The organism is Acidicapsa ligni (genome assembly GCF_025685655.1).
In the GTDB taxonomy this organism is placed as follows: domain Bacteria; phylum Acidobacteriota; class Terriglobia; order Terriglobales; family Acidobacteriaceae; genus Acidicapsa; species Acidicapsa ligni.
In genome coordinates, this window is the sequence record NZ_JAGSYG010000002.1 from 354873 (window position 1) to 368329 (window position 13457).

At 55.2% G+C, this 13457-nt stretch carries 11 protein-coding genes; all 11 read left to right on the top strand.

Annotated features, from left to right (window positions below):
- The first annotated feature begins 153 nt into the window (after positions 1-153).
- The 11 genes from OHL19_RS07820 (at position 154) to murG (ending at position 13384) form a co-directional block, all read left to right on the top strand.
- Entirely contained in the window at positions 154-642 is a 489-nt protein-coding gene (locus tag OHL19_RS07820) for a DUF2127 domain-containing protein (protein ID WP_263357084.1), read from the top strand.
- 320 nt (positions 643-962) lie between these two features.
- Positions 963-1466, top strand: coding sequence for a division/cell wall cluster transcriptional repressor MraZ (locus tag OHL19_RS07825; RefSeq protein WP_263357085.1), 504 nt, complete (start codon positions 963-965; stop codon positions 1464-1466).
- A gap of 35 nt (positions 1467-1501) precedes the next feature.
- Complete coding sequence (gene rsmH, locus OHL19_RS07830) at positions 1502-2620, top strand: 16S rRNA (cytosine(1402)-N(4))-methyltransferase RsmH (protein WP_317890550.1); 1119 nt, start codon at positions 1502-1504, stop codon at positions 2618-2620.
- A 41-nt stretch (positions 2621-2661) separates the two neighbouring features.
- Positions 2662-3180: an FtsB/FtsL family cell division protein gene (locus OHL19_RS07835; RefSeq protein WP_263357086.1), complete on the top strand. Its 519-nt coding sequence runs from the start codon at positions 2662-2664 to the stop codon at positions 3178-3180.
- A gap of 55 nt (positions 3181-3235) precedes the next feature.
- Positions 3236-5509 (top strand): penicillin-binding protein, encoded by a 2274-nt coding sequence (locus tag OHL19_RS07840; RefSeq protein ID WP_317890551.1) that lies wholly within the window; start codon positions 3236-3238, stop codon positions 5507-5509.
- A gap of 72 nt (positions 5510-5581) precedes the next feature.
- Positions 5582-7105 (top strand): UDP-N-acetylmuramoyl-L-alanyl-D-glutamate--2,6-diaminopimelate ligase, encoded by a 1524-nt coding sequence (locus tag OHL19_RS07845; RefSeq protein WP_263357087.1) that lies wholly within the window; start codon positions 5582-5584, stop codon positions 7103-7105.
- A complete protein-coding gene (locus OHL19_RS07850) occupies positions 7102-8505 on the top strand; it encodes a UDP-N-acetylmuramoyl-tripeptide--D-alanyl-D-alanine ligase (RefSeq protein WP_263357088.1) in 1404 nt (467 codons plus the stop codon). Before OHL19_RS07845 ends, OHL19_RS07850 begins: the two co-directional genes overlap by 4 nt.
- A 79-nt stretch (positions 8506-8584) precedes the next feature.
- Positions 8585-9721 carry a phospho-N-acetylmuramoyl-pentapeptide-transferase gene (gene mraY / locus OHL19_RS07855; RefSeq protein ID WP_263357089.1) on the top strand — a complete coding sequence of 379 codons (1137 nt, stop codon included), beginning with the start codon at positions 8585-8587 and terminating at the stop codon, positions 9719-9721.
- 79 nt (positions 9722-9800) lie between these two features.
- Positions 9801-11189 (top strand): UDP-N-acetylmuramoyl-L-alanine--D-glutamate ligase, encoded by a 1389-nt coding sequence (gene murD, locus OHL19_RS07860; RefSeq protein ID WP_263357090.1) that lies wholly within the window; start codon positions 9801-9803, stop codon positions 11187-11189.
- On the top strand, positions 11190-12284 hold the full coding sequence (gene ftsW / locus OHL19_RS07865; protein ID WP_263357091.1) for a putative lipid II flippase FtsW: 1095 nt from the start codon (positions 11190-11192) through the stop codon (positions 12282-12284).
- Positions 12285-12286: 2 nt separating this feature from the next.
- Positions 12287-13384, top strand: a complete 1098-nt coding sequence (murG, locus tag OHL19_RS07870) for an undecaprenyldiphospho-muramoylpentapeptide beta-N-acetylglucosaminyltransferase (RefSeq protein ID WP_263357092.1) — start codon at positions 12287-12289, stop codon at positions 13382-13384.
- The last annotated feature ends 73 nt before the right edge of the window (positions 13385-13457 follow it).

Sequence of the window (13457 nt, forward strand, 5' to 3'; positions counted from 1 at the left end):
TCGAAACTTCGGATGAAGTAGAAATTAGGGCGAACTGACCCCACTCGGTTAACGTAAGAAGACCCATAGTTGGATTCTGTCCGCCTGATGCGATCGTGGATGAAAATCTTCGAGGCGGTTGAGTTCTGAGGGGAAACCAGGAGTAAATTGCACGTGGTATCGGCACGAAATCGGAAAAAGCGCAATCGCTGGCTCGAACTGATCGCACTCTATAAACTCCTGCAGGCCCTGTTGCTGGTCGCTGTCGGCGTGGGAGCGCTGAGGTTGCTGGGCAAGGATATCGGCGACCTTCTGCAAAATCTGGCCACGGGACTGCGCATGAATCCTGAAGGCCACCTGGTGAGCTTTTTGCTGGGCAAGGCCAGTATGCTGGATGACCACCGGCTCCGCCAGATCAGTGTCTTCATGTTTTGCTATGCAGGCCTGGGGATTCTGGAAGGTATCGGATTGATGCTGGAGAAGATCTGGGCCGAATATCTGACCTCCATCATCACTGCCTCCTTCCTGCCTTTAGAGGTTTTTGAACTGATGCATCGCATTACATGGTTCAGAATTGCTCTATTTGTGGTAAACCTAGCTGTATTGGCTTACCTGGTCGGGCACCTGATTCGGGATAAAGCTGCCAAACGCAGACACATTTGAACCATTTCAGTAACCACCATATATTGTGCATGGTTTAATCCGCGGATCATTCTGTAGTAGCTCTTTCCGTGACATCTCTCCATATCCTCAAAATCTGCATTGAATCTAGTGCTTTTCCGCTAAAAAATCGCACCGGGACGGTCGAAGAACACGGTACTCTGGTGGAAATTTTTGGAGTGAAATGGATTATTCGACGGATTTGTCGAGTACTATAAGTCCAGTTCCACTCCGTCGGAGTCATTTTCCGAAAGAGGAATGCAGAAACCGGATCGTCGAACGCCAGGAAGCGCGTACAGCCCGGAAAGATTTGAGGTTCGAAGATGTTTCGCGGAACCCACGAAGCGAAAGTCGATGAAAAAGGGAGACTCAAGCTGCCAGCAGATTTCATGAAGCTGATTGCTGAGAAGAACTATGGTTCCCAGTTCTTCATTACTTCGCGTGATGGCAAGGTGGCCGAGATATGGCCTCTGCTGGAGTGGGAAAAGGAAGAAGAGAAGAAGGCGGCTCTTCCTGAAGATGACGAAGCGAAGATGACCTGGATGGAAGTGGTGAATCACTTTGGCCAGCAGGTGGAGATAGACAAGCAGGATCGCCTGATGCTTCCACGGGTTCTTCGCGACAGATTTGGTCTGGTGAATGCAGAAGTAGTCGTCACCGGCCTGCAGCGCTTTTTGATGCTGCGCAGCCAGCAGATAGCTGATCAGCGGATTGAAGGAATTTTGGCTCCCAGAAGTGCATCCGAAAAACCGATGCCCATCTCGGAAGCGCGACAGATTTTGGCCAGCCGTGAATCGGCTCAGGAATCCAGAAAGACGGAATTCTGAAAGCAATGAGTACTACTGCCCCCGAGGGGGTACACATGACGACTGAAGTAAATCGCCGCCATGTGCCGGTTCTTTCTCAGGATGTGATTCGATACCTCGCAGTTCGTGAGGGTGGTACCTACCTCGACTGCACGCTCGGATTCGCGGGTCATGCCAGTCAGATTGCACGGCTGCTTGGACCAGACGGTCATTTGATCGGCTTCGATCGCGATCCCCTGGCCTTGGAGTTAGCCGGGCAACGGTTGAAGTTGTTGGCGGATGAACTGGGCGACAGAGTGCCGAAAGTGACTTTAATCGGTGAGGCCTTCAGTTCGGTAGCAGAGCATGTGAAGCCGGGTTCGCTGGACGGTTTGCTGGCCGACTTTGGCGTCAGCAGCATGCAGATTGACGAGGCAGAGCGAGGATTTAGTTTTCAGGCGGATGGGCCCTTGGATATGCGTCAGGATACGCGCCAGGCTCTAACCGCCGCACAAGTGGTAAATGAGATGGACGAGAGTGATCTTGCCAATCTTATTTACGAATACGGAGAAGAGAGGAGGTCGCGGAGAATCGCCAGAGCAATTGTCAGGGCGCGGCCAGTGACGACGACGGGACATTTGGCCCGAGTTGTTGCAGGCAGCGCCCCGGCAATAAAAAATGAGCGAATTCACCCGGCGACCCGTACCTTTCAAGCGCTTCGTATTCATGTGAATCGCGAGTTGGATGAGATACGGAAATTGCTGGAGGCTGCACCGGGATTACTCAAGCCCGCGCTGCTTAAGTCCACAGGCATTTCTTCTTCTCCAAGCTCGAATACGGCTGGTCGGTTGGTCGTTATCAGCTTCCACTCGCTGGAAGATCGGATAGCCAAGGATGTGTTGCGAGAGACAGCGGCCAAGGGCATCTGGACGGTGTTAACTCGCAAGCCGGTAGTAGCGGATGAGTCAGAAACGGATCACAATCCTCGAGCCCGCAGCGCGAAGCTAAGGGCAGCGGAGATGGGCAATGAGCAGGAGTTCGAAAAGAGACCTGATTTTCGCGATGTCGGTTCAGGGGTTCAACGAACGGGTTTTCAGCAGTTGTCCGGAAAAAAGCAGGGAAAAGCTTCGCCGGGTCAGGACAAGGGACCCAAGAGTAAGGCAGCAGGGAAGAAGAAAAAGCGTTTAAGAGATTGAAGCGCAGGCTCGAAATAGAGGCTGCGATCGAGGGAGTCACCATGGCAGCACACGCAGCAACTTATTTCGACAGTGGACGTAGCTCAAGCCGGCGGATCGAAGAGCGCAATGCACGGCTTTTCGCCGAGCAGCAGCGCCTGCGGCGTGGTGCAACTCTGGAAGTTTTCTTCCCCAAGCGCATCGATAATTCACGACTCGTTAAGGCTCCCGATACGGTTCGCATCCGCGAGATGCGCATCTTCACCGCGGCTGTGGCAGTCCTGTTTTCGCTGGTCATGGTCTATGGACTGCAGCACTTCAGCGCCATCGAAATGGGCTACAAGGTAGAGGCCAAGAAGACGCAGGTCGAGGCACTCCGCGAAGAGAATCGTCAGCTTCGTCTATCGGAAGCGCAACTCTCGCAGCCGGGACGCATCGACCAGATGGCGCGCCAGATGGGCCTCATCGAATTGCAGCCAAGCCAGGTCGTTCGCATCACGGACCGTATGGATTCTTCGACGGCAACTGCTGCTCTGGCCCAGGTTTCCCCGACGGCACTGATCCCTTCCGCGACTCGCTGAAATTGCGGGGATCCGCATCTTCGTTCCAGATCCCCGGCTTTTCGGAGTATCTCGCGTGCAACTGCCTAATCCACGAGCGAATCGGAACCGCGGCACTCAGACTGCCTCGGTTCCTTTGCTGCGTATGCGCTATTGGGTGGTCTGCCTGTGCCTGCTGGTGTGGTGCTCGCTGATCATCGGCAAGCTCTTCTGGTTGCAGGTTCTGCGGCACAAGGAATTTGTTGAAAAGGCACAGAGGCAACAGCAGCATACTTTTGAAGTAGCGCCGCGCCGGGGCGTGTTGTATGACCGCAATCTGCGCGAGCTGGCCATGACTGTGCAGGCCGAGTCGATCTATGCTGTGCCATCGGAAATCGACGACAAAGAAAAAGTAGTTCATGACCTGGTGGAGATTGTGCATGGCGGGCCGGAAGATACCTGGACCAGTGAGCCGCAGATACTCGAACGCGTGAATGCATCGCGGGGCTTCGCGTGGATTGCACGTCGCGTAGATAACGAAAAAGCGGCGCGCGTCAAGGCTCTCAACATCAAGGGTATTTACTTCCAGAAAGAATTTCAGCGCTTTTATCCAGATAATCAAATCGCCGCGCAGGTACTGGGTTATGTCGGTACCGACGACAAAGGCCTTGCAGGCATGGAGCTGAAATTTGAATCGCGCCTGCACGGTTTACCGGGACGCATGTTTGCAGCGCTCGATGCTCGGAGGCATGTGCTTGGCTCAAGCGTGCGTGAACCGGAGCCGGGCGAAAATCTGGTCCTCACTGTTGACGAAAACATTCAATTCATCGCGGAGAAAACCCTGCAACGGGCGATGGATCGTACGCATGCGGACAACGGAACGGTAGTAATTCAGGATGTGCATACCGGGCAAATCCTCGCACTTGCGATTCGCCCTACTTTCAATCCCAACGACTTCCGTCACACTACACCTGCACTGTTGCGTAATCATGCCGTGAGCGATGTGTATGAGCCTGGCTCGACCTTCAAGCTCGCGACGTATGCGGCGGCACTCGATCAACACATTGTGACTCCGGATGACATGATCGATTGCCAGGGCGGCGCGATCACCTTCAATGGCCGCACTATTCACGACGATAAATCCGATCACTTCGGTGTGGTCACAGTGCATTACGCGCTCGAACATTCAAGCGACGTGGCTGCTGTGAAACTTGCTCTTAGAATGGGGCCGGATCATTTCTACAATTACCTTCGCAACTTCGGTTTCGGCTCGCGTTCCGGGTTGGAACTGCCAGGTGAAACGCGTGGCCTGTTGCGGCCTCCGCCGAAGTGGGGTGCAACTTCGATCGGTTCGATTGCCATTGGGCAGGAGGTTGCGGTGACTCCACTGCAACTGGTCTCGATGGTGTCAACAATCGCCAATGGCGGAACCTATCTTCCGCCGCACATGATCATGCCTCCCCAGCCTAAAAATGCGCAGGGAGATAACGTGCCAGTCGCGCAGCCATTCCGGGTAGGGCTGGATCTGCCCGATCCGCTGCCTGCCGGTGCGCATCGCGTTATCTCCACGATGACTGCCGCGCAGATGCGCAAGATGATGGAAGGCGTAGTGCTCTATGGCACCGGCAAACAGGCTCAATTGAATGGCTATTCTTCCGGCGGCAAGACCGGTACGGCACAAAAGATTGATCCTGCGACGCGCAAGTATTCGAAGACGATGCACGTGGCGTCTTTCGCAGGGATTGCGCCTGTCAACAATCCTGTCCTTGCGATAGCGGTGGTTCTGGACAATCCCAAGGGCGGAGGCGCGTCTTACTATGGCGGAGCAGCATCTGCGCCAGTCTTTGCTGAAGCTGCGCAAGACACACTCGAATACCTGGGCGTCCCGCACGATGTTGAAGTCCACGCCGCGCACGCTCCCGCCAAGCCTTTGACCGCTCAGGATATAGAGCCGGAGCAGGAAGAAACAGGCGATGTGAATGCAATGATCGCCGCCGTCAATGATCTACCCAACGACGATCCTCTGCGACAGGCCGTGAGCGCAAGCCGAGCTGCGGAATCCGCGCCTCAGACGACTAAAATCAGCGCCAAAGCAGCGGACGAAAAGAAGAAGGCCAGCGCTGCGGCGACTCCTGCAACTCCTCCAGAGACAGTGTCCGTGCCAGTACCTACGGATAGCCCGAATGCAATACCCAATGCAATAAAAGTCCCGTCGCTGATAGGTATGCCGGTACGCCAAGTGGTCGAACAGGTGGCACTTGCGGGCCTGACTCTGCGCGTAGAAGGCCGAGGCTTAGTGCGCACACAGACTCCTGCCGCGGGCAGCCTTGTTTCTTCCGGAACGCAGGTCGTTGTGCATTGTGCCAGGTGATGCGCTGGTGGAGTTTTCGCCCGATTTTTCACAGAATCCTGCAGAATTTGAAACGATAGAATAGAAGCTAGTATGCAGTGGAATGAACTCATCCGCGACGTAACTTCCGCGGCCCAGGACGCGCCTTCCGAGGTCGCTGTCACGGGCGTTGAATACGACTCGCGCCTAGTTCAACAAGGCTCTGTTTTCGTCGCCATGCGTGGTGGCACGACCGATGGAAATCACTATATCGATATCGCTCTCAGCCGGGGAGCAGTGGGCATCATCACTGACTCTGCCGAAGCTTTTGGAGCACTCGCCGTAAGCCATTCAAAAACGCCGCGACTGCTGGTCGAGCATGGGCGCAATGCGCTGGCGCAAGCGGCCTCCGCATTCTTCGGTCATCCTGAACGTGTACTCGGCGCAACCGGAGTGACTGGCACAAACGGCAAAACAACAACGACCTTTCTGATTGAATCGCTGCTCAATGCCGCGCGTCGTTCATCGATTCTCGTAGGCACGATTGAGTATCACGTTGCTGGTCAAGTGAGGCTATCCGCGCACACGACGCCGGAGTCGCGCGATCTCTTTGAACTGATGGCCGATGGTGTTGCGCTGGGTGCAACGGAGTTGGTAATGGAAGTCTCCAGCCACGCTCTAGATCAAGGCCGAATCGCTGAAGTAGACCTTGACTTAGCAGTATTTACGAATCTCACTCGCGATCATCTCGACTATCATCACACGATGGATGCGTATTTTGCAGCCAAGCAATTGCTCTTTGATGGCACGCGCTATCCGGCTCCGCGCGTAGCTATTCTCAATGCCGATGATGCACATTCGCAGCAGCTCGCTACTGCTGCAAAAGAGGCGGGTGCTGAGGTTATCACTTACGGTCTGGGCCGTGCTGCATCGCAGCCTGAGTGGTACGCGGAAGATTTGAAACTGCTTCCCTCGGGTGTGAAGTTCACGCTTGTAACACCCGTCGGCACAGCACAAGTCAACTCCGGATTGGCTGGCGAAGTCAATGTTTTAAACCTGCTCGCCGCGCTCGCTGCGGCGTATGCGCGCGGTGTCGATTTCGACACGTTGATTGCATCCGTGCCGAGTCTTCGTCCTGTACCCGGTCGCTTTCAACCTGTGGACGCCGGGCAGCCTTTTACAGTCATCGTTGACTATGCGCATACCGACGATGCGCTGCGTAATCTCACTGCATTGGCGCGGCAACTCGTGCATGAAAAGCTGGGTCGAGTCATTACTCTCTTCGGTTGTGGCGGTGATCGCGATCGCACCAAGCGCCCGAAGATGGGCCAAGCCGCAGGTGAGGGTAGTGATTTTGTTGTTGTAACCAGCGACAATCCGAGGTCTGAAGATCCAGCCGCGATCCTCGCGGAAATATTGCCGGGCGTCGAGGGTTCCGGTGTCCGCTTTGTTGTTGAAAGCGATCGCGCAACGGCCATTCAATTGGCGCTCGCCGAAGCTGAACCCGGCGACGTAGTATTGATCGCCGGCAAAGGCCATGAAAAGGAACAGATTTTGCGTAGTGGTCCAATATTTTTCGACGATTCGCAGGTTGCTCTTTCCGCTCTGCGTTCCCTGGGCTATGGTGGAGTGAAGTGAAACTGACATTGGCAGAGATCGCTCTTGGTTGCAGCGCCAAGCTGGAGGCTCCAGCGAGCGCCGTGGGCGTTGGTGCGTTTGTGGCCCAGGGCTATTCGATTGATTCGCGCACTGTTGGCGTAGGCGAGCTTTTTTTTGCTGTTCGCGGCCCACGTGTCGATGGCCATGATTACATCGTCAGCGCAATTGAGCGAGGCGCGCTGGCTGCTGTGGTTTCCCTCAACAGGCTTGCAACGTTGCCGGATGCAGCATTGGCTGCGCCGCTGATCATTGTCGAAGATACGCTTGTCGCGTTGCAGGCACTGGCTGCGAACGTTCGTCGTCATTGGGGGAAACGCGTTGTCGCTGTGACTGGCAGTGCTGGCAAGACCTCGACCAAGGACGCAGTTGCTGTAGCGCTCGGTGCAAAATTCAATGTACTCAAGTCACTCGGCAATCTGAACAATGGCTATGGTTTACCGCTGCAACTATTGCGTCTCGAACTAGAACATGAGTACGCCGTTATCGAAATGGGCATGAATCATGCTGGAGAAATCGCCCAGCTTGCTCGTATTGCTGGTCCGGACTGGGGTGTCATCACCAATGTAGGCATGGCTCATGTCGAGAATTTTTCAGATGGACAGGGCGGTATCGCACGCGCAAAATACGAACTCGTTGAGGCATTGCCTGCCTCCGGCATCGCTTTTCTCAATTGCGACGATCGCTATGTTGGACAGTTCGGTCGTGACTTTGCAGGCAAGGTCGTTTACTTCGGAGCAGGCCCATGCGCCGATCCTCAAATTACGAGTGCTCGCGATGGTGACGGACTCCAGATTGAACTGCTTTCCGTCGGTACCAAAGCGACCATGACGCTGCCGATGCTGGGACAGCACAACGCGAGCAATGCAATGGCCGCGATCGCAGTTGCCCGCGAGGCAGGCGTGCCGTTGCAGGACGCGATCCGTGCGCTCGAAACGCTGACCGCTGGAGATCGCCGCGGCGAAGTGCTGACCATCGCAGGCGCGACAATTATCAACGATTCCTATAACTCCAACCCCGAGGCGCTGCAATCCATGATTCGTACACTGGCTGCGCGTTCGGCACAGCGGCGAATTCTCATTGCAGGGGAGATGCTTGAGTTGGGTGATCATGCTCCTGAGCTGCATACGCTTTGCGGCAAAGCCGCTGCCGATGCGGGCGTTGACATCATTGTTGGTGTTCGCGGCAATGCGGATTATCTCGTTAGAGCTGCAGCGGAGAGTGGCGCGGAATCGATCTTCGTGCCGGATGCGATGGCTGCTGGAGCGTGGCTGAAAAACAATCTGAGGCCCGGTGATGCAGTCCTGGTCAAAGGCTCGCGTGGTGTGCGCCTGGAGCAGGCGATTGAAATTCTTCGCTCGACGCAATCAACTGGTTCGTAAGACTCAAGCACGACACTCTAAGCGATACAGGTAACACGATAAAATCAGGCTCGACGTTCTTCCTGGGCTCGGAGGCTCTTTGCTTTACTGGCTGCTTTACCAAAAGCTTTTTCCGTATTTTCATCCATTCCGTATCTTTCAATACCTGACCTTCCGCACGGCATTTTCGTCGTTGACGGCCTTGCTGATTGCGCTGATCATAGGCCCCTATGTGATTGAAAAACTGCGCCAGTTTCAGATCAGCCAGTACATTCGCGACGAGGGTCCGGAGTCACACAAGAAGAAGTCCGGCACGCCGACGATGGGCGGTGTGCTGATCGCGATTGCCATTCTGCTGCCGACCGTACTGTGGTCTAATCCTTCCAATCCGTTTGTCTGGGTCGTTGTTTTTTCGACGATTGGATTTGGCGCGATTGGCTTCGCAGACGATTACATCAAGGTCGTCAAGCGCCGCAACCTGGGTCTGACAGCGCGAGCCAAGATGTTCTGGCAGGTGATCGTTTCATTGATGATCGCCATAACGCTGGTGGGTTTGCAGCAGTTCCGAATTTTCTCAACCAAAATGACGGTGCCTTTCGTCAAGAACTTCCATCCGGATCTAGTCTGGCCGTGGTTGGGTTCCATTCCGCATCTCGGTTTCCTGATGTTTTTGCCGTTTGTGATTTTCGTCACGCTGGTTCTGGTCTTTTCTTCGAATGCGGTCAATCTTACGGACGGTCTCGACGGCCTCGCCATTGGCTGTACTATCATCGCTGCTGGTGCGCTGACAGTTCTGACGTACGTTAGCGGCCATGTTGTTTTTGCCGACTACCTTGAACTCCAACGTATGCCCAAGGTTGGAGAACTGACCGTCTTCTGTGGGGCCATGGTGGGTGCCTCTATCGGCTTTCTATGGTATAACGCGCATCCAGCAGAGGTTTTCATGGGCGACGTGGGCTCGCTGGCATTGGGTGGAGCGATTGCCACAGTTGCTGTAATTATTCGTCAGGAATTGTTATTGCCGTTCATCGGCGGCATCTTTGTGCTGGAAGCGATCTCCGTCATCCTGCAGGTAGGGAGTTATAAGCTGCGTGGTGGCAAGCGTATCTTCAAGATGGCCCCTTTGCATCATCACTTCGAATTACTTGGCTGGAAGGAATCAAAAGTCATTGCACGTTTCTGGATTGCGGCGCTGGTGTTTGCACTATTTGCACTTACCACGCTGAAACTCCGCTAGATACAGGCGGTTTCACGCTTTCGAGTGCCACAATGGATGTGGCGCAAGCGTCAGAACAGAATTGAATGATGGAGCTGGAATGGAGTTGAAAGGTAAAAAAGTTCTGGTCGTAGGTCTGGGTAAATCCGGGCTGGCAGCGGCCCTGTTTCTACGCAAGCGCGGAGCACATGTAACCGTATCTGATATGCGTAGCGCTGCGGCTTTGGCAAAGGAGATTCCAGCGCTGTTGGATGAAGGCATCATGGTCGAATCCGGAGGGCATGGTCTGCTGACGTTTCGCCGCCAGGACCTGATTGTCGTCAGCCCCGGCGTCCCGCTCGACACTCCAGAACTCGTGCAGGTCAAGGCGTTTGGCCTACCTGTCATCGGTGAACTGGAGCTGGCAGCACAGTATCTCAAGGGCAATGTACTTGCTATTACCGGCTCGAATGGCAAGACAACCACGACTGCGCTGATCGGCGAAATTCTCGCCTCGGCAGGCCTGCCTACACAAGTCGGCGGCAACATCGGCGTGCCGGTCATTGACCTGATCGAGAAAAGCACAGATGAAGGCTGGTCTGTTCTTGAAGTCTCCAGTTTCCAGTTGGAGAGCACACAGTTCTTCCATCCTCGCATCGCCGTCATTCTGAATATCACGCCCGATCATCTTGACCGTCATGGGACATTCGAAAACTATGCACTTGCAAAAGAGCGTATCTTCGCCGTGCAGACTGCTTCCGACTACCTTGTTTTGAACGCAGACAATCCTCGCACCGCTCAAGCAGCCGGGCGTACCTCCGCGAACGTCTACTGGTTTTCGCTTGAGTCCTCGGTTGTTCAGGGTGCCTGGGTGCAGGAGGGAGAGATTGTTTTTCGCGCGTCAGCGAACGCGGCGATTGAACCAATTCTGTCTCTCAAATCGATTCCGCTCAAAGGCACGCACAATGTTGAGAACACGCTTGCTGCAGTCTGCGCCGCGCGTCTTGCCGGAGCGGACGCCGCATCGATCGCCAAAGCTGTCGCCATTTTCCGTGCTGTCGAGCATCGCCTGGAGTATGTCGCCACCAATAACGGTGTCGAATACTACAACGATTCGAAGGCTACCAACGTCGATGCCTCTGCGAAGGCCATCGCTGCATTTCCTGGGTGCATTCACCTGATCCTCGGTGGCAAAGATAAGAACTCCAACTATGCCGACCTCAGCGATCTGCTGCGCAAGCGCGTCAAGGCTGTGTATACCATCGGTTCGGCTGCAGCCAAGATCGAATCGCACATTCGCGGCGTGGTTCCCATTGTCTCCAGCGAAACCCTCGACAAAGCTGTCGCTGCGACTGCCAAGGCTGCGCATCCTGGCGATATAGTGCTGCTGTCGCCTGCCTGCTCCAGCTTCGATCAGTTTGAAAACTACGAGCAGCGAGGCCGCATCTTCAAAGAACTGGTAAACAATCTGAACATCCTTAACGAACGGAACAGCCAGGAGAAAGGCTAGATGGCCAAACGAGTAGGAGTGGACAAATGGCTCTTTTTCACCACGCTATCGCTGGTTGTGGTGGGGCTGGCCATGGTTTTCTCAGCCTCGGCTGTCATGGCGCAGGAGCGCTTCGGTTCGCCCTACACATTCCTCGGCGGACAGGCTCTGTGGGCGTTTCTCGGAGTCATCGTATTAGTCGTGTTGATGCGCATCGACTATCGCCGCTATAACTCGAAGAAGTTCATTTATCCCGCAATGGGCGTGACGTTCGTGCTGTTGCTCGCGGTCTTTGCCGTGCATGGCTCGCACGCTACACATCGCTGGATTCGCTTCGGCCCATTCTTCACCTTTCAGCCATCGGAAATCGCCAAGCCGATGCTTGCGCTTTATCTTGCGTGGTTTCTACACAGCCGCCTCAATGCCATGCGCGATTGGAAGCACACGCTGCTTCCTGCCGCCGTCCCTGCATTTCTCTTCATTGGACTCATCGTCAAAGAGCCTGATCTTGGGACTGCGATTGTGCTGCTCGGCATGACTATCCTGGTGCTGGTTCTTGCAGGCATGGAGTGGCGCTATCTAATCGCTATCTTCGCTGCTGTCGCGCCTGTTCTTGCGGCGCTGCTGATCTTCGTACCCTGGCGGCTTGCTCGAATGAAAGTCTTTCTCAACCCTGAGGCCGATCCAAAAGGCGCGGGCTTTCACATCAATCAATCGCTTATCGCGGTTGGGACAGGTGGCTGGACAGGCCGTGGTTACATGGAGGGTGTGCAAAAGCTCTTCTATCTGCCTGAGCCGCACACCGATTTTATCTTCGCGAATATATCGGAAGAGCTGGGCTTCATCGGCGCTGTTCTTATTGTGATTCTCTTCGTGGTGCTTGGCTTTCGTGGCCTGCGAACTGTCTTTTTGCTGCGCGATCCGTTCGCACGGCTGCTTGCTTTTGGAATCACTATTACGATTTTGATTCAGGCGTTCTTTAATATGAGCGTAGTTGTGGCGTTGCTGCCTACCAAGGGTATCCCGCTGCCCTTTATTTCTCATGGTGGAACATCGCTGGTCATCATGCTGGCGAGCATCGGGATTCTGCTCAACCTCACTCGCGAGATCGACTAAACGTGCCAGATCTCCTACCTCATCCAAGAATTCTCATCGCCGGCGGCGGCACAGGTGGACATATCATCCCGGCCCTCGCTGTCGCGCGCGAATTGGTAGCCCGTCACAATGCGGAGATTCTCTTTGTCGGCACTGCGCGGGGCATGGAGTCGCGGCTGGTTCCGGAGGCTGGTTTTGCGCTCAAGCTGGTCGAGATCGGCCCGCTCAATCAGGTTTCCTGGGCAACTCGCATCAAGACGATGATTGGCTTGCCGCTCAGCCTTATTACGTGCTCTCGGTATATTCGCGAATTTCGCGCCGACGTTGTCTTTGGCGTGGGCGGATATGCTTCTGGACCGGCAATGGGTGCGGCGATTCTGCGCGGAGTTCCAACCATGGCGTTCGAACCGAACGCCGTTCCTGGGCTCGCAAATCGTCTCGTGGGTAAACGCGTTCAGGCCGCTGCGGTGAATTTTCCGCCCGCGGCGAAGTGGTTTCGCAATGCTGAGGTCACCGGTATTCCTGTGCGTCCGGAGTTTTTTACGATAAGCGCGCCTCCGGTAGATGCTCCGCCGCACCTACTGGTTTTTGGCGGATCGCAGGGGGCGCGTATTTTCAATACCATCCTGCCGCCGCTGGTTCCAGCGCTGCTCGATGCTGTTCCGGGATTGACGATTTTGCATCAGGCGGGCGCGCGCCACGCTGAATCAACCCGCGCTGCGTACGTTGCTTCAGGCGCGGATCCAGACCGCTGGCAGGTGGAGGCTTTTCTGGATAATATGGGCGCTCGCTTTGGGGCGGCTAACCTTGTCATGGCCCGCAGCGGGGCGTCAACTGTGGCCGAACTGGCCGCTGCCGGAAAACCCTCACTACTCATTCCCTTTGCCGCCGCCGCCGACGATCATCAGCGCAAGAATGCGGATGTCATGGTCGAGGCAGGCGCAGCAGTTTTGCTTGAGGAGCGTCAGTTATCTCAGCCCGGCTTGCTTCTCTCGTCTCTCGTAAATCTGCTTGGCGATCGGGTTGGGTTACGGGCGATGGCTCAAAACGCCAGAACCCAGTCTCGTCCCGGAGCCGCAGAACGAATCGCCGATCGCCTGGCTGAGTTGGCAAAGCGCTAGGTTTTGCTGCCACTCCTGCTCCAGGGAAGACCTTCTCTCCAAAGAAAAAGGGACGATCCTAGGATCGTCCCTT